Annotated in this window: 14 protein-coding genes; all 14 read right to left on the bottom strand. The window is 67.0% G+C overall.

All coding sequences use genetic code 11. From position 1 onward, the window contains the following. Positions 1-50: 50 nt before the first annotated feature. Entirely contained in the window at positions 51-3491 is a 3441-nt protein-coding gene (gene dnaE / locus N177_RS09770) for a DNA polymerase III subunit alpha (protein WP_023432148.1), read from the bottom strand. A 332-nt stretch (positions 3492-3823) separates the two neighbouring features. Further along, positions 3824-4555, bottom strand: coding sequence for an ABC transporter ATP-binding protein (locus N177_RS09765; RefSeq protein WP_023432146.1), 732 nt, complete (start codon positions 4553-4555; stop codon positions 3824-3826). Continuing rightward, positions 4552-5826 carry a lipoprotein-releasing ABC transporter permease subunit gene (locus N177_RS09760; protein ID WP_023432145.1) on the bottom strand — a complete coding sequence of 425 codons (1275 nt, stop codon included), beginning with the start codon at positions 5824-5826 and terminating at the stop codon, positions 4552-4554. The genes N177_RS09765 and N177_RS09760 overlap by 4 nt, the downstream gene beginning before the upstream one ends. Positions 5827-5851: 25 nt before the next feature. Next, on the bottom strand, positions 5852-7171 hold the full coding sequence (gene proS, locus N177_RS09755) for a proline--tRNA ligase (protein ID WP_023432144.1): 1320 nt from the start codon (positions 7169-7171) through the stop codon (positions 5852-5854). 359 nt (positions 7172-7530) lie between these two features. Then, positions 7531-7827, bottom strand: a complete 297-nt coding sequence (locus N177_RS09750; RefSeq protein ID WP_023432143.1) for a DUF1467 family protein — start codon at positions 7825-7827, stop codon at positions 7531-7533. An 8-nt stretch (positions 7828-7835) separates the two neighbouring features. Continuing rightward, positions 7836-8240 carry a methylmalonyl-CoA epimerase gene (gene mce / locus N177_RS09745; protein WP_023432142.1) on the bottom strand — a complete coding sequence of 135 codons (405 nt, stop codon included), beginning with the start codon at positions 8238-8240 and terminating at the stop codon, positions 7836-7838. Positions 8241-8268: 28 nt separating this feature from the next. Next, the gene (locus tag N177_RS09740; protein ID WP_023432141.1) at positions 8269-9936 is read right to left on the bottom strand and encodes a ribonuclease J; all 1668 of its coding nucleotides are present in this window, start codon (positions 9934-9936) and stop codon (positions 8269-8271) included. 8 nt (positions 9937-9944) lie between these two features. Then, the gene (locus N177_RS09735; RefSeq protein ID WP_023432140.1) at positions 9945-10781 is read right to left on the bottom strand and encodes a biotin--[acetyl-CoA-carboxylase] ligase; all 837 of its coding nucleotides are present in this window, start codon (positions 10779-10781) and stop codon (positions 9945-9947) included. Positions 10782-10787: 6 nt separating this feature from the next. After that, positions 10788-12218 (bottom strand): NADH-quinone oxidoreductase subunit NuoN, encoded by a 1431-nt coding sequence (gene nuoN, locus N177_RS09730; RefSeq protein WP_040485540.1) that lies wholly within the window; start codon positions 12216-12218, stop codon positions 10788-10790. Between the two features lie 22 nt (positions 12219-12240). Next, positions 12241-13752, bottom strand: a complete 1512-nt coding sequence (locus N177_RS09725) for an NADH-quinone oxidoreductase subunit M (protein ID WP_023432138.1) — start codon at positions 13750-13752, stop codon at positions 12241-12243. A 1-nt stretch (position 13753) separates the two neighbouring features. After that, the gene (nuoL, locus tag N177_RS09720) at positions 13754-15799 is read right to left on the bottom strand and encodes an NADH-quinone oxidoreductase subunit L (protein WP_023432137.1); all 2046 of its coding nucleotides are present in this window, start codon (positions 15797-15799) and stop codon (positions 13754-13756) included. 4 nt (positions 15800-15803) lie between these two features. Continuing rightward, the gene (nuoK, locus tag N177_RS09715) at positions 15804-16112 is read right to left on the bottom strand and encodes an NADH-quinone oxidoreductase subunit NuoK (protein WP_023432136.1); all 309 of its coding nucleotides are present in this window, start codon (positions 16110-16112) and stop codon (positions 15804-15806) included. Between the two features lie 3 nt (positions 16113-16115). Beyond that, positions 16116-16727 carry an NADH-quinone oxidoreductase subunit J gene (locus N177_RS09710; RefSeq protein ID WP_023432135.1) on the bottom strand — a complete coding sequence of 204 codons (612 nt, stop codon included), beginning with the start codon at positions 16725-16727 and terminating at the stop codon, positions 16116-16118. 96 nt (positions 16728-16823) lie between these two features. Then, positions 16824-17315 carry an NADH-quinone oxidoreductase subunit NuoI gene (gene nuoI / locus N177_RS09705; protein WP_040485527.1) on the bottom strand — a complete coding sequence of 164 codons (492 nt, stop codon included), beginning with the start codon at positions 17313-17315 and terminating at the stop codon, positions 16824-16826. Position 17316 lies beyond the last annotated feature (1 nt).

Genomic DNA, 17316 nt, shown 5'->3' with positions numbered 1-17316 from the left:
TCCAGCCCGCCACAGGCCTAACCTGCCTTCGGGCGAACCGCCAGCGGCTTCTAGAACTCCTGCACCGCCACGACGCCGGGAACGGCCTTGATGGCCGCCGTGATCTGCGGCACGACATTGTAGCGCTCCGGCAGCCGGATCTCGATCTCGGAGCGCGGATCTCCCGTCATCATGACGATCGACACCTCCGCGCGCCCGCCTTTGTCCAGCCGGCGCGCCACGCTGTCGAGGGGCGCGGGGTCGCGAAGGAAGATGCGGATGCCGCCCGTCGCGTTATGCGCGATCTCGTCGAGCAGCCGCACCTTCTCGATGCGCATGCGCTGCAGGTCGCCGTTCTGGTCGACATGGACGAGCGCCTCGACGCAGGTGCCGGGCTCGAGCAGGTCGCGCATCTGCGAGAGCCCCTCGGAGAAGATGGTCGCCTCGATCTGGCCTGTCGGGTCAGAGAGACCGATGAGGCCCATCCGGCTGCCGTTGCGCGTCCGGTTCTCCTGCTTCGAGACGACGATGCCGGCGAGCCTGCCGGCCGTCGCGCCCTTGTTCGCCGCCTCCTGGAACTCGGCGATCGACTGCACCCGCAGGCGGTCTAGGATGGGCCTGTAGGCGTCGATCGGATGGCCGGAGAGGAAGGAGCCGATGGCGTTGTACTCGCGCGTCAGGCGCTCGGCCGGCAGCCACGGCTCGACCCGCGGCAGCGGCAACGGCTCGGGATCGGCGCCGCCGCCGAAGAAGTCCGACTGGCCGAGCACGCGCCCGTTCTCGTTGCGCGCCGCGCACGACATCACCGCCTCGGCGCCGGCGAAGGCCTGCGCGCGCTCGACGTTCAGGCAGTCGAAAGCGCCCGCCGTGGCGAGCCCCTCGATCGCCCGCTTGTTGAGGTGGCGGGGGCTGACCCTCGAGGCGAAGTCGCTCAGCGAGCGGAACGGTCCCTCGCGGCGGAGCTCGACGACATGCTCCACCGCCGATCGTCCCACGTTCCTCAGCGCGGCCAGCGAGTAGTAGATGACGCCGTCCTTCACCGCGAACTCGACCTCGGAGCGGTTGATCGAGGGCGGCTCGACCGTGATGCCGTACTTCTCCGCCTCGCGCCTGAAGAGGTTCACCTTCTCCGGCATGTGCATGTCGAGGGTCATCGACGCGGCGAGGAACTCGGTCGGATAGTTCGCCTTCAAGTAGGCCGTGTGATAGGCGACGAGCGCGTAGGCTGCGGCGTGCGACTTGTTGAAGCCGTAGTCGGCGAACTTCGCGAGCAGCTCGAAGATGTACTCGGCCATCTTCCGCTCGATGCCGCGCTCGACGCAGCCCTCGACGAAGCGGACCTGCTGCTTGTCCATCTCCGCGCGGATCTTCTTGCCCATCGCCCGGCGCAGGAGGTCCGCTTCGCCGAGCGAGTACCCGGCGAGCTCCTGCGCGATCTGCATCACCTGCTCCTGGTAGACGACGATGCCGTGCGTCTCCTTCAGGATCGGTTCGATGCGCGGGTGTATGTAGTCCGGATCCTGCCGCCCGTGCTTGACGTCGTTGTAGATCGGAATGTTCGCCATCGGGCCCGGACGGTAGAGCGCCACGAGCGCGATGATGTCCTCGAAGCGGTCGGGCTTCATGCCGAGGATGGCATTCCTCATGCCGCCCGATTCCAGCTGGAACACGCCGACCGTCTCGGCCCGCGAGAGCATCTCGTAGGTCGCCCTGTCGTCGAGCGGCAGCGCCGCGATGTCGACCTCCACGCCCCGCTGCGCGAGGAGCTTCACCGTCGTGTCGATGACCGTCAGCGTCTTGAGGCCGAGGAAGTCGAACTTCACGAGGCCCGCGGATTCCGCGAACTTCATGTTGAACTGCGTCGCCGGCATCCCCGACCGGGGATCCTTGTAGAGCGGCACGAGGAGATCGAGCGGCCGGTCGCCGATGACGACGCCGGCCGCGTGCGTCGAGGCGTGACGGAAGAGCCCCTCGAGCTTCAGGGCGATGTCGAGTAGCCGGCGGATCTGCGGGTCGTCCTCCCGTGCCTGCTGCAGCCGCGGCTCGCCCTCGATCGCCTGGGCGAGGGTCACGGGGTTCGCCGGATTGGCCGGGATCATCTTCGAGAGCTGGTCCGCCCGGCCATAGGGGACGCCGAGCACGCGCGCCACGTCGCGCACGACGGCACGTGCCTGAAGCGTACCGAACGTGATGATCTGCGCGACGTTCTCGTGCCCGTACTTCTCCTGCACGTAGCGAATCACGTCCTCGCGGCCGTTCGGGCAGAAGTCGATGTCGAAGTCCGGCATCGACACGCGCTCGGGATTGAGGAAGCGCTCGAAGAGGAGGTTGAACCGCAGGGGATCGAGGTCGGTGATCGTCAGCGCCCAAGCGACGATGGAGCCGGCGCCGGAGCCGCGGCCCGGCCCGACCGGGATCTCCCTCGCCTTCGCCCATTTGATGAAGTCGGCGACGATCAGGAAGTAGCCCGGGAACTTCATCCCCTCGATGATGTCGAGCTCGAAGGCGAGCCTCGCGCGGTACTCGTCCTCGCTCCTGCCGTCGGCCGTGCCGTGGAAGGCGAGGCGGCTCTCCAGCCCCTCCTGCGCCTGCCGCCGAAGCTCGGCCGCCTCCGCGGCTTCCGCGTCCTCGGGCCGGCCGCTGTCGCCGGTCGTGAAGCGGGGCAGGATCGGCTTGCGCTTCGTCGGCCGGTGGTGGCAGCGCCGGGCGATCTCGACCGTCGAGGCGAGCGCCTCGGGCAGGTCCGCGAACAGCTCCATCATCTCGGCGCGCGACTTGAAGTAATGCTCCTCGGTCAGCCTCCGGCGCTCGTCGTCGAGCACCATGCGTCCTTCCGAGATGCAGATCAGCGCGTCGTGCGCCTCGAAGTCCTCCCTGGCGGCGAAGAAGGGCTGGTTCGTCGCGACGAGCGGAAGCCCCATGTCGTAGGCGAGCTCGACGAGCCCCGGCTCCGCCAGCCTCTCGGCCTCCGTGCCGTGGCGCTGCAACTCGACGTAGAGGCGCCCCGGAAACAGCTCCGCCAGCGTCTCCATCGCCGCCCTGGCGGCTCCTGGGTTGCGCGCCGCGAGGTGGCGGTCGACCGGCCCCTCGGGCCCTCCCGTGAGGGCGATGATGTCGCCCGAGAGCTCCCTCAGCTTCTCGATGCTGACGCACGGGTCGGAGGTGCCGTCGCCGGAGAGCCAGGCGTGGCTCACGAGCCGGCTCAGGTTGGTGTAGCCCTCCTCGCTCGTCGCGATCAGCACGATCGAGGGACTCGTCGAGCGCGCCGCCGGCCGGGCGACCTGGTTCGGCTCGCCGAACTCCACGCAGAGCGTCGTGCCGATGATCGGCTGCACGCCCGCCTCGACCGCCTTCTCCGAGAACTCGAGCGCGCCGAAGAGATTGTTGCGGTCCGCGATGCCGAGGGCCGGCTGCTCGTCGGCGACGGCGAGCTTGATCAGCTTCTTGAGCGGCAGCGCGCCCTCGAGAAGCGAGTAGGCGCTGTGCGCACGCAGGTGAACGTAACCGGGCATGCTGCCGTCCCTTCGCCGCGATCCGGACAAGTCGGCCGCACGGCGCCGTGGCCGTCCGGCGGGGCAAGGCGCCCCACCCTCCTTATCGACCCGAATCGGACCGGCGCAAAGGCCGGCAGGATCCGCCTGTGGATCCCGGGCATCCTCACATCTGCTGCAACGCCTGTGCCCAGATGGCGACGGTGGCGGCGAAGGCGAAGAGCACCGAAGCGGCGGCGGCGTCCTTGATGAAGTCGTGCATGTGAACATCTCCTTCCAAAGCCTGTGGAAAGAGTATGTTCTCGTTTTGTTCCCCTCGTCAACCGGCAGCGCGGAAGGCGCTGCCGGCATGGTTAAAGCTCGACGAGGTGGCCGTCCCGCAGGGTGATCCGCCGGTCCATGCGCTCGGCGAACTCGATGTTGTGCGTCGCTATCAGCGCGCCGAGCCCGGTTCCGTGCACGAGCTTCAGGAGGATGTCGAACACATGCTCCGCCGTGTGGGGGTCGAGGTTTCCCGTCGGCTCGTCGGCCAGAAGGAGGTCCGGCACGTTCGCGACGGCGCGGGCGATCGCCACGCGCTGCTGCTCGCCGCCCGACAATTCCCCCGGCCGGTGCAGGACGCGGTCCGCAAGCCCCAGAAAGCCCAGGAGCTCGTCCGCGCGCTTGCGCGCCTCGTCCTCCGACAGCCCGGCGATCAGCTGCGGCAGCATGACGTTCTCGCGCGCGGTGAACTCCGGCAGCAGGTGATGGAACTGGTAGACGAAGCCGATCCGCCGACGCCGGAGCGCCGTCCTGCCCGCGTCGTCGAGCTGCGCCGCCTCCATGCCGCCGATGCGGACGGAGCCGGCCGACGGCTTCTCGAGGAGACCCGCGATGTGCAGCAGCGTCGACTTGCCGGCGCCCGACGGTCCGATGAGCCCGACGATCTCACCGGGCCGCAGCTCGAAGTCGATCCCGCGCAGCACCTCGAGCGACGTCTCGCCCTGCTCGTAGCTGCGCGTGACGCCCTCCAGCACGAGGGCGTTCCCGGCGTCCGCCTCGGTCGTGGCCGGCCCGTCGGTGGTGGGGGAATTAATGTCGTTCATTCGTATCTCAGCGCCTCGACCGGATCGAGGCGCGCTGCGCGCCAGGCGGGGTAGAGGGTGGCGAGGAAGGACAGGACGAGGGCCATGAGCACGACGGAGAAGACGTCGCCGAAGTTCATCTCGGCCGGCAGGCGCGATAGGTAGTAGAGCTCGGGCGAGAAGAGCTCCGTGCCGGTGATCCGCGACAGCACCTGGCGGATGCCCTCGATGTTCAGGCAGACGACGACACCGACGATCAGCCCGAGGAACGTTCCGGCGACGCCGATCGACGCGCCCGTGATGAAGAAGATCCGCATGATCGCCCGCCTCGTCGCCCCCATCGTGCGCAGGATGGCAATGTCACGGGACTTGTCCTTCACGAGCATGTGCAGGCCCGAGATGATGTTCATCGCGGCAACGAGCACGATCAGCGTGAGGATCAGGAACATGACGTTCCGCTCGACCTCCAGCGCCGAGAAGAAGGTCTGGTTTCTCTGCGTCCAGTCGAGAACGTAGATCGGGCGCTCGACGGCGTCCTGCATCCGCGCCCGGTAGGCCCTTATCGCGTCCGCGTCGTCGACGAAGACCTCGACACCGGTCGCGAGCCCGTCCTGGTTGAAGTAGGCCTGGGCTTCGCCGAACGGCATGAAGACGAACGCGCCGTCATATTCCGACATGCCGATCTCGAAGATGCCGTAGACATCGTAGGCCTTGATCCGGGGCGTCGTGCCGAAGGGCGTCACGGCGCCGCGCGGCGAGATCAGCGTCAGCTTGTCGCCGACCCGCAGGCCGAGCTGTTCGGCGAGGCGGATGCCGATCACCACGCCCTCGCCGTCACCGAAATTGTCGAGCGAGCCGAGCTTCACATTCCCGGCGATCGACTGGAAGTTCTCGAGGTCCGCTCGCCTGATGCCGCGCACCAGCACCCCGAAATTGTTGACCGGCGACGAGGCGAGCGCCTGCCCCTCCACGTAAGGAAAGGCCTGGTTGACGCCCTCGATGCCGCGGATCTGGCCGACGACGTCGTCGAAATCGGTGAAATCCGTGTCGATCCCCTGCACGATGAAGTGGCCGTTCAGCCCGAGGATCTTGCTCAGGAGCTCGGTCCGGAAGCCGTTCATCACCGCCATGACGATGATCAGCGTCGCGACGCCCAGCGTGATTCCCAGAAGCGAGAACCCGGCGATCACCGAGATGAAGCTCTCCTTGCGCCGCGCCCGCAGGTATCGCAGCGAGAGCATCCACTCGAAGCGCGCGAAGGGTTTCGTGTCGTAGGTCGAGGGGGCGCTCATCTTGCTCCTGCCCGGGTGCGGGCGTTCAGCCGCCGAGCCTGGCGAGCGCGCTGTCGATCGACAGCGACTCGCGCTCGCCGGTGGCGCGGTTCTTCAGTTCGACCGTGCCGCCCGCCAGCCCCTTCGGCCCCACGATCAGCTGCCACGGCAGGCCGATGAGATCCATCGACGCGAATTTCGAGCCGGCCCGTTCCTCCGTGTCGTCGTACAGGACCTCGACGCCCGCCGCTTCGAGCCGGCCGTAGATCGCCTCGCAGGCTCGGTCGGTTGCCTCGTCGCCGACCTTCAGGTTCACGAGCCCGACCTTGAAAGGTGCGATGCTCTCCGGCCAGACGATGCCGTTCTCGTCGTGGCTCGCCTCGATGATCGCCGCGGCGAGCCGGCTCGGGCCGATGCCGTAGGAGCCCATGTGGACGGGATGCTCCTGCCCGTCCGGCCCCGTCACGACCGCGTTCATCGGTGCGGAGTACTTCGTGCCGAAATAGAAGATGTGGCCGACCTCGATGCCGCGCGCCGAGATGCGGCTGTCCTCCGGCACCTCCGCCTCGAAGCGCGCCGGCTCGTGCATCTCCTCGGTCGCCGCGTAGTGCGACAGCCACGAGTCGACGATCGGCTGCAGGTCGCCCTCGAAGTCGAGATCCGGGGAAGGCTTCGGCAGGTCGAGGAGCGCCTTGTGGCAGAACACCTCGCTCTCTCCGGTCGAGGCGAGGATGATGAACTCGTGGCTCATGTCGCCGCCGATCGGCCCGCTCTCCGCCTTCATCGGAATGGCTGTGAGGCCGAGGCGGTCGAAGGTCCTGAGATAGGCGACGAACATCTTGTTGTAAGACCTGCGGGCGCCCTCCTGGTCGAGGTCGAAGGAATAGGCGTCCTTCATCAGGAACTCGCGCGAGCGCATGACGCCGAAGCGCGGCCGGACCTCGTCGCGGAACTTCCACTGGATATGGTAGAGGTTCTTCGGCAGGTCGCGGTAGCTCCGCACATAGGCGCGGAAGATCTCCGTGACCATCTCCTCGTTGGTCGGCCCGAACAGAATGTCGCGCTCGTGACGGTCCTGGATGCGGAGCATCTCCTTGCCGTAGGCGTCGTAGCGGCCGCTCTCGCGCCACAGGTCGGCCGACTGGATCGTCGGCATCAGGATCTCGATCGCGCCCGAGCGGTCCTGCTCCTCGCGCACGACCTGCTCGATCTTCCTGAGCACGCGGTAGCCGAGCGGCAGCCAGGCATAGATGCCCGCCGATTCCTGCCGGATCATTCCCGCCCGCAGCATGAGCCGGTGCGAGACGATCTCCGCCTCCTTGGGCGTCTCTCGCAGGATGGGCAGGAAATAGCGGCTGAGGCGCATGGAGGGGCGTGCCTTGGGCTGGTTCGGATCGACGCGACACAAAGCGCATCACCGGGCAAAAGACAAGGGGAACCTGCCCACGTCTTAACCCTCAAAAAAGTCGCACCAATTCACGCCAGCGACGCAGAATCGACTTGCAACGCATGACGGGACGGCTACAGTAGCTGCACAAAAAAGAGGCCGCATGCCCACGGACTTTCCAATAGGAAGGTGAGAACGGTCCAAGTCTCGGGAGGACAAGGATATTCGCCTCGGCAAGCCGAAGGCGGAGACGATGCAAGAGAGCAGAATTCGAAAAGAAGAGCTCGTGCACTCGTGAACTGACAGCAAGGCTTCGCGCCTTGCTTTTTTATTTGTTCCTACCCCTGGCCGTTCGGATGCCAATCCGGCGGGCGCATGTCCGGCAGGAAGGGAATGTCGTCGAGCGACAGCCCCGACAACTCGACCAGCCAATAGAAGCCGGCGTACACGACCAGCGAGATCGCCGTCGTCGCCAGCACCTTGCGGAACAGGTTGGGCATCGTGGGCGCACTCGGCGCCGAGCCCTCGACGACCGCCTCGTCTTCCGCCTGGGTCCGCACGCCGACCGGCAGGACCGCGAAGAAGACGAGCCACCAGATGATGAAATAGACCGCGATCGCGCTGACGAGCTGCATCTCCTGCCTCAGGCCTGTTCGAGCTCGACGAGCGTGCCGCAGAAGTCCTTCGGGTGCAGGAAGAGCACGGGCTTGCCGTGGGCGCCGACCTTCGGTTCGCCGTCCCCCAGCACGCGCGCCCCTGCGGAGACGAGCGTCCGGCGCGCGGCGGCGATGTCCTCGACCTCGTAGCAGATGTGGTGGATGCCGCCGTCGGGGTTGCGCTCCAGGAACCGCGCGATGGGCGAATCCTGCCCCAGCGGCTCGAGGAGCTCGATCTTCGTGTTCGGGAGCTCGATGAAGACGGTCGTCACGCCGTGCTCCGCCTGCTTCACAGGCGCGGAGACCCTCGCGCCGAGCGTCTCGCGGTAAACGGCGGAGGCGGCCGCGATGTCCTTCACCGCGATCGCCACGTGGTTCAGCCTGCCGATCATGAGCATGCTCCCGAATGCGTTCGGGACGTCATACCGGCAGGACGAGGACCCGGCAAAGCGGCTTCTTGCCCCAGGCCTGCTGAACGGCGTTGCGCACCCCTTGGGAGACGGCGCGGGCGACCGTCTCCTCGTCGCGGCGGCGGCGGGCCGGCAGCCCGTCCCAGATGTCCTCCACGACGTCGAGGATCAGATCCTCCATCGGCTCCCCCTCCTCGTCGAGCTCCGGCAGCCCGAACATGGAGAGCTCCGGATCGGCTGCGAGGTCGCCCCGGTCGTCGACGGCGAGGGCCACCGTGACGATGCCCGCGAAGGACAGGCGGCGGCGCTCGCGCACGTGCTCGGCGGTCGATGGCACGATCACGCGCCCGTCACGGTAGAGCCGGCCGGCCGCCACCTCGTCGACGATCCTCGCCGGCCCGGGCGCCAGAAGCACCATGTCCCCGTTGAAGGCGGTGACCACCTCCGGCACGCCGAGCGACCGCGCGAGCTCGGCATGCTCGGCCAGATGCCGCGCCTCGCCATGCACCGGCAGCGCCGCCTGCGGCCGGACCCAGCCATAGAGGTCCTTGAGCTCGTCCCGGCGCGGGTGGCCGGACACGTGGACAAGCTCGTCCTCGTCCGTCACGAGCTCGATCCCGTCGCGCACGAGGCTGTTCAGCACGGAGCCGACCTCGCGCTCGTTTCCGGGGATCATCCGCGCGGAATAGATGACCGTGTCGCCCGCATTGAGCGAGATCGAGGGGTGGTCGCCGCGCGCGATGCGCGTCAGTGCCGCCCGCGGCTCGCCCTGGCTGCCCGTGCAGAGCAGCACCACCTTGTCGCGCGGCAGCCGGGAATAGTGCTCTTCGCCCATGAACTGCGGCAGGCCCTCGAGGAAGCCGAGCTCGCGTGCGACGGCGATCGTCCGCTTCATGGCGCGACCGACGACGATGACGGTGCGCCCCGCCTCCTGCGCGGCCTCGGCGACCGAACGCAGCCGCGCCACGTTCGACGCGAACGCCGTGACGGCGACCCGGCGCGGCGCGGCCGAGATGACCTTCGCCAGCCCCTTCGCGACATCACCCTCGCCCTGCGACCGGCCCGCGCGCAGCACGTTCGTGGAATCGCAGACGATCGCCCGGCATCCTTCCTCGCCCAGCGCCTGGAAGGGAGCGGGATCGAACGGACGGCCGATCACCGGATCGCGGTCGATCTTCCAGTCGGCCGTGTGCAGCACGTTGCCGGCCGGGGTGCGGATGATGAGCGATGTCGGCTCGGGGATCGAGTGCGTGGTCGGCACGAACTCCACGTCGAACGGCCCGAAGCTCCGGCGCGAGCCGATCTCCACCACCGTCACCGGCACGTCGGTCGCGCCCTGCTCCTCCATCAGCTTCGCGGCGAGCAGCCCCGCCGCGAAGGGCGTGGCGTAGACGGGGACCTTCAGCCTGTCCCACAGATAGGGCAGCGCGCCGAAATGGTCCTCGTGCGCGTGGGTGATGAGGATGCCCTCGACGTTCTCCCTCTCCTTCTGAAGGAACTCGATGTCCGGCAGGATGAGGTCGACGCCCGGCAGGTGCTCCTCGGCGGCGAAGGCCACGCCGAAATCGACGACGATCCACTTCCGCCGGCCGCGCCGGCCGAAGCCGTAAAGCCCGAGATTCATGCCGATTTCCCCCACCCCACCGAGGGGCAGGAAAACGAGCTCGTCCGTCGCCATCGCTCTTCCTATCCGGCGCCCCTGTGGGACGCCACTGTTCCGAAATGCACCTCTCCCGCGGAAACGTGCAGCCGGCTCCCCGCATCGGTGCGCAGGACGAGCCGGCACTCCTCGTCGATCGTCTCGAACACGCCGCGCGTGACTTCGGATCCCACGGCGACCGCGACCGGCTGTCCCAGGCCCGCGGCACGGTCGAGCCAGGCCGAGCGTATCGCCGCGAGGCCCCTGCCCTCGTCCCACAGTTCCTCGTAGCGGCACCAGCGGTCGCTCAGCGCCTCGAAGACGGTCTCGGCCGAACAGCTCGCGCCGAGCGAGCGCAGCGACGCCGTGGGATAGGCGAGCCGTTCAGGCGCCGAGACCACGTTGACACCGATCCCCGCGACGAGCCCCGTCGCGGAGCCGATGGAGACGGTCTCGAGCAGGATGCCGGAGAGCTTCGCCCCGTCCGCCAAGACGTCGTTCGGCCATTTGAGCGAGAACCGCACCGAGCTCTTGCCCGCGATCCCCGCCGCTCCGTCGAGCGCCGCCGCGACGATCAGGTCGGGCGCAACTTCCGCCAGCGCGTCGTGGAGCGCAAGCCCCGCGACGAAACCGAGCGTCGCGAGCCGCGGGCCCGGCTCCCGCATCACCATTAGGCATGAGGCGGCGAGATTTCCGCGACTGGTCGACCAGACGCTCGATCGCCTGCCCCGCCCCGCCGTCTGTTCCGACGAGACGACCCAGAGCCGCCCCGGATCGCCGGCCTTCGCCGCCAGAAGCGCCTCGCTGTTCGTCGACCCGACACTCTCGTAGGCGTGCAGCCTGTATCCGGAATGTCGCGCCCGATCCGACAGGACGAAGGCCATCCCGCGCTAGAACAGCGAGAGGGCGGCCCTCTGCGCGATCGCGATCAGCGGTGCCGGGAAGACGACGAAGAAGATCATCAGGAACCCGGACACGCCGAGCACTGCGCGCAGCTCGCCACCCATCGGCTCGAACGGCGCCCCGGCCTCGTCGAACACCATGATCTTCACGATGCGCAGGTAGTAGAACGCCGCCACGACGCTCGACAGGACGCCGATGACCGCGAGCGGGTAGAGCCCCGCCTCGATCGCCGCGAGGAAGACGTAGAACTTCGCGAAGAAGCCCGCGAGCGGAGGAATGCCGGCCAGCGAGAAGAACAGGACCGTCAGGATGAAGGCGGCCAGCCCGTTGTTCTTCCAGAGGCCCGAAAGGTCCTCGATCGACTCCACCATCGTGTCCCCGCGCCGCATCGACAGGATGAAGGCGAAGGTCCCGAGCGTCATGACGAGGTAGATCGCCATGTAGATGATGACGCCGCGCACGCCCGCCTCGGTTCCGGCCGCCAGGCCGACGAGGGCGTAGCCGACATTGGCGATGGAGGAATAGGCCATCAGGCGCTTGATGTTGCGCTGACCGATCGCCGCGAAGGCGCCGAGGATCATCGAGGCGAGCGACACGAAGACGATGATCTGCTGCCACTCGAGGACGATCGACGGGAAACCCGTCATCACGACGCGCACCAGGAGGGCGACGGCCGCGACCTTCGGGGCCGCCGAGAAGAAGGCCGTCACCGGCGTCGGCGCGCCCTCGTAGACGTCTGGCGTCCACATGTGGAACGGCACCGCCGAGATCTTGAACGCGAGCCCCGCGAGCAGGAAGACGAGACCGAAGACGAGGCCGAGCGGCGGATCGCCGGCGGCCGTGATCTCCGCGATCCGGTGGAAGTTCACCGTTCCCGTGAAGCCGTAGATGAGCGAGGCGCCGTAGAGCAGCATGCCCGAGGCGAGCGAGCCCAGCACGAAGTACTTGAGGCCCGCTTCCGTCGCCCGCGCGGAATCGCGCTGGATCGAGGCGAGCACGTAGGCCGCGAGGCTCTGCAGCTCGAGGCCGAGATAGAGCGTGACGAGATCGTTCGCCGACACCATGACGAACATGCCCGTCGTCGAGAGGACGATGAGCACGGGATACTCGAAGCGGGTCATGCGGCCGGAGCGCATGTAGTCGATCGACAGGAGGATCGACACGAGCGACCCGATCGCCACGAGCGACTTCATGAGCCGCGCGAACGGGTCGAGAATGAAGCTGTCGCCGAACAGGAGGTAGGTTCCCCCCGGCAAGAGCCAGATGAGCAGCGTCGCCGCGACGAGCAGCGCGACCGAGAGGCCGCTGCACAGCGCCACGCCACCGTCGGACCGGAACACGCCGAGCATCAGCGCAGCCATGGCCCCGACCGACAGGAGGATTTCCGGCGCGATCGGAAGAAGGCTCTGAAGGGTCATCACAGGCTCCATCCGGCCCTCCTCACTTGATCGCGGCGGCCACGGAGGCACCGCCTTCGATCGCCGCCTGATAGTGATCGACCAGCTGGGTGACGGCGGGTCCCGTGACGTCGAGAATGGGCATGGGCCAGAAGCCGAAGAGAATGGTCAGGACGACGAGCGGCGCCAGAACCGCGATCTCGCGCCAGTTGAGGTCGCTGATCGAGCGCAGGCTCTCCTTCTCGAGGGCCCCGAAGATCACGCGGCGGTAGAGGAAGAGCGCATAGCCCGCGGACAGGATCACGCCGAAGGTCGCGAAGAAGGCGACCCAGGTGTTCACCTGGAAGGCCGCGATGAGCGTCAGGAACTCCCCGACGAAGCCGCTCGTGCCCGGCAGGCCGACATTGGCCATGGTGAACACGAGGAACGCGAGCGCGTAGAGGGGCATGCGGTTGATGAGCCCGCCATAGGCCGCGATCTCGCGGGTGTGCATCCGGTCGTAGACGACGCCGACGCAGAGGAAGAGCGCGCCCGAGACGATGCCGTGCGAGATCATCTGGAAGATCCCGCCCTGCACGCCCTGAACCGTGCCGGTGAAGATGCCCATCGTCACGAAGCCCATATGGGCGACGGAGGAATAGGCGATGAGCTTCTTGATGTCCTCCTGCCGCAAGGCGACGAGCGAGGTGTAGATGATCGCGACGACCGAGAGCACGAAGACGAGCGGCGCGAAATAATCCGACGCGTCCGGGAACATCGGCAGCGAGAAGCGCAGGAAGCCGTAGCCGCCCATCTTCAGCAGGATGCCCGCGAGGATGACGGAGCCTGCGGTCGGCGCCTCGACATGCGCGTCGGGAAGCCAGGTATGCACGGGCCACATCGGCATCTTCACCGCGAAGGACGCGAAGAAGGCGAGCCAGAGCCAATACTGCATCTCGACGGGGAAGTCGTAGGCGAGCAGCGTCGGGATGTCGGTCGTGCCGGCCGTGAAGTACATCGCCATGATGGCCAGCAGCATCAGGAGCGAGCCGACGAGCGTGTAGAGGAAGAACTTGAAGCTCGCATAGACGCGGCGCTGGCCGCCCCACACCCCGATGATGATGAACATCGGAATGAGGCCCGCCTCGAAGAAGAGGTAGAACAGGACCGCGTCGAGCGCCGTGAAGACGCCGATCATCATCGTCTCGAGGACGAGGAAGGCGATCATGTACTCCTTCACGCGGATCCGCACCGACTCCCAGCTCGCCAGGATGCAGAACGGCATCAGGAAGGTGGAGAGGATGACGAACAGGACGGAGATGCCGTCCACGCCCATCCGGTAGCTGATGGCGTCGCCCAGCCACTCCGTCTCCTCGACGAACTGGAAGCCCGGGTTCTCGTAGTCGAAGCCGAACCAGATGAAGAGCGACAGGATGAAGGTCAGGATCGTCGTCCACAGCGCGACGTAGCGCGCGTTGCGGATCGAGATCTCGTCGTCGCCGCGGATCGCGAAGATGAACAGCGCGCCGACGAGCGGAAGGAACGTGACGACGGAAAGGAGCGGCCAGCCCGACATGTCAGTGCGCTCCTCCGGCGAACATATACCAGGTGATCAGGGCGGTGACGCCGACGAGCATCGCGAAGGCGTAGTGGTAGAGGTAGCCGGTCTGGAGCCGGACGAACTGGCGCGTGACGTCGAGCACGCGCGCCGAGATGCCGTCCGGGCCGAACCCGTCGATCAGCCAGCCGTCGCCCTTCTTCCAGAACACGCGGCCGAGCCAGAAGGAGGGCTTCACGAAGATCAGGTCGTAGAGCTCGTCGAAGTACCACTTGTTGAGAAGGAAGAGGTAGACGAGGTCGAACTGCTTCGCGAGCGCGACCGGGATCGACGGCCGGCGGATGTAGAACAGATAGGCCAGGCCGAAGCCGATGATCATCGCGACGGTCGGCGACCAGACCACCAGGGCCGACACCTCGTGCATCTCGTGCAGGATGTCGTTGTCGGACCCGAGGAAGATCGCCTGCTTCCAGAAGTCCTCATAGCCCTCGCCGATGAAGAGGCCCTGGAAGGCGAGCCCCGAGAAGAGCGCCCCGACCGCGAGGATCATCAGCGGCACCGTCATGACCAGCGGCGACTCGTGGACGTGGTGCATCACGTCGGCGGACGCGCGCGGCTTGCCGTGGAAGGTCATGAAGATCAGGCGCCAGGAGTAGAACGAGGTCAGCGCGGCCGCGAACAGCGTGAGCGCGAAGGCGTAGACCGCGAAGGTCCCGTGCGCCGCGAACGCCGACTCGATGATCGCATCCTTCGAGATGAAGCCGGCCGTGAACGGGAACCCGGTCAGCGCCAGCGTGCCGATCACCATCATCCAGTAGGTCAGCGGGATGTGCTTCCTGAGGCCGCCCATGCGCCGCATGTCCTGCTCGTCCGACATCGCGTGGATGACGGAGCCCGAGCCGAGGAAGAGAAGGGCCTTGAAGAAGGCGTGCGTGAAGAGGTGGAAGATCGCCGCGCCGTAGGCGCCGACGCCGATCGCCACGAACATGTAACCGAGCTGCGAGCACGTCGAATAGGCGATCACGCGCTTGATGTCGTTCTGCACGAGGCCGATCGTCGCCGCGAACAGCGCCGTCGTCGCGCCGATGAAGGTCACGAAGGCGAGCGCGGTCGGCGCCAGTTCGAACAGCGGCGACAGGCGCGTCACCATGAAGACGCCGGCCGTGACCATCGTCGCGGCATGGATGAGCGCCGAGACCGGCGTCGGGCCCTCCATCGCGTCCGGCAGCCAGGTGTGCAGCAGGAACTGCGCCGACTTGCCCATCGCGCCCATGAAGAGGAGGAGGCAGATCACCGTCAGCGCGTCGAACTCGCCGCCGAGGAAGCTCAGCGTCATGCCCTCGGCATCCGCGGCGTTCGCGAAGATGACCTCGAAATTGACGGAGCCATAGACCAGGAAGACTGCGAAGATGCCGAGCGAGAAGCCGAAGTCGCCGACGCGGTTCACGACGAAGGCCTTGATCGCCGCGGCGTTGGCGGACGGCCGCGTGTACCAGAAGCCGATCAGCAGGTAGGAGGCGAGCCCGACGCCCTCCCACCCGAAGAACAGCTGCACCAGGTTGTCGGCCGTCACCAGCATCAGCATGGCGAAGGTGAAGAGCGAGAGGTAGGCGAAGAACCGCGGGCGGTGCGCGTCGTGGCTCATATAGCCGATCGAGTAGACGTGCACGAGCGACGACACCGTCGTCACGACCACGAGCATGACGACCGTCAGCGTGTCGATCCGGAACGCCCAGTCGAACGCGAGGTCGCCCGAGACGACCCACGGCATGACCTGCACGTGCACCGGCTCCTCGCCGAGGCCGACGGTGAAGAACGCGACCCAGGAGAGGATCGCCGAGAGGATGAGCGCACCGGTGGTGATGTACTCCGCGGCGCCCGGCCCGTGATGGTCGTGGTGCCCGTCGTCGTGGTGCGAGGACCGCGCCACCGTCGCGTGCGCGTGGTGGCCGTGCCCGGTGCCGAGCCGCCGGCCCTCCGGATGCCGTGCCGCCGCGCCCAGCGCCGTGATGGCGCCGGCGATGATCGCGCCGATCAGCGGCAGGAATACGATCGCGGAATACAACGCCTCACCCCTTCATCATGTTGACGTCTTCGACCTGGATCGACCCGCGGTTCCGGAAGAACACGACGAGGATCGCAAGGCCGATGGCCGCTTCGGCCGCCGCGACCGTGAGCACGATCAGCGCGAAGACCTGCCCCACCAGGTCTCCGAGATGGGCGGAGAAGGCGACGAGGTTGATGTTGACCGACAAGAGGATGAGCTCGATCGACATCAGGATGATGATCACGTTGCGCCGGTTGAGGAAGATCCCCACCACGCCGATCGTGAACAGGATCGCCGAGACGGCGAGGTAGTTCGAGATATCGACCGCCATCGCTCAGATTCCCTTGCCGCTCTCGACCTTGCGGATCTCGATGCCCGACTTGTTGCGCGCCACCTGCGCGGCGATGTCCTGCCGCCTCACGCCCTCCTTGTGGCGGAGGGTGAGAACGATCGCGCCGATCATCGCGACGAGCAGGATGAGGCCCGAGAGCTGGAAGAACAGCACGTAGCGCGTGTAGAGGATGGCGCCGAGCGCGGCCACGTTGTCCATCACCGTCGGCTCCGGAGCCGGAGACGCGAGCGCCGGCGCGATCTCGGGGCCGAACGCCCACGAGGTGAGGACAAGGATCAGCTCGACGGCCAGGATGACGCCGATCAGGCCGCCGATCGGCAGGTACTGCATCGCGCCCGACCGTAGCTCGCCGAAGTCGATGTCGAGCATCATGACGACGAACAGGAACAGGACGGCGACGGCGCCGACATAGACGACGACGAGGATCATCGCCAGGAACTCTGCCCCGAGCAGCAGGAAGAGGCCCGCGGCGTTGAAGAAGGCGAGGATCAGGAAGAGGACGGAGTGAACGGGGTTCCTCGACGCGATGACCATCACCGCCGAAGCGAGCATCACGGCCGAGAACAGGTAAAAGAAGGCTGTGGCGAGCGTCATCTTGGAAAGCTTCGTCCCCCCGGACGCCGCGGGCCGAGTCGGGTCCCGGTCGCGGCGTGGCCTCTATAGTGATGATCCGGACACGCGTCCATCGCCTCAGCGATAGGGCGCGTCCAGGGCGATGTTCTGCGCGATCTCGCGCTCCCAGCGGTCGCCGTTCGCGAGCAGCCGCTCCTTGTCGTAGTAGAGCTCCTCGCGCGTCTCCACGGAGAACTCGAAGTTCGGGCCTTCCACGATCGCATCCACCGGGCACGCCTCCTGGCAGAAGCCGCAGTAGATGCACTTCACCATGTCGATGTCGTAGCGGGTCGTGCGCCGCGTCCCGTCGTTGCGCCGCGGCCCCGCCTCGATGGTGATGGCCTGGGCGGGGCAGATCGCCTCGCAGAGCTTGCAGGCGATGCAGCGCTCCTCGCCGTTCGGGTAGCGACGCAGCGCGTGCTCCCCACGGAAGCGCGGCGACACCGGGTTCTTCTCGTACGGGTAGTTGATCGTCGCCTTCGGCTTGAAGAAGTAGCGCATGCCGAGGACCATCCCGGAGAAGAACTCCTTCAGGAAGACGGAGCGCGCGGCTTGATCGAGTGCAGCCATA

Origin of the sequence: Lutibaculum baratangense AMV1 (assembly GCF_000496075.1) — a bacterium.
GTDB classification, from domain to species: Bacteria; Pseudomonadota; Alphaproteobacteria; order Rhizobiales; family Tepidamorphaceae; genus Lutibaculum; species Lutibaculum baratangense.
The sequence above is the reverse complement of the archived record's forward strand: the minus strand, read 5'-3'. Positions and strand labels throughout refer to the sequence as shown.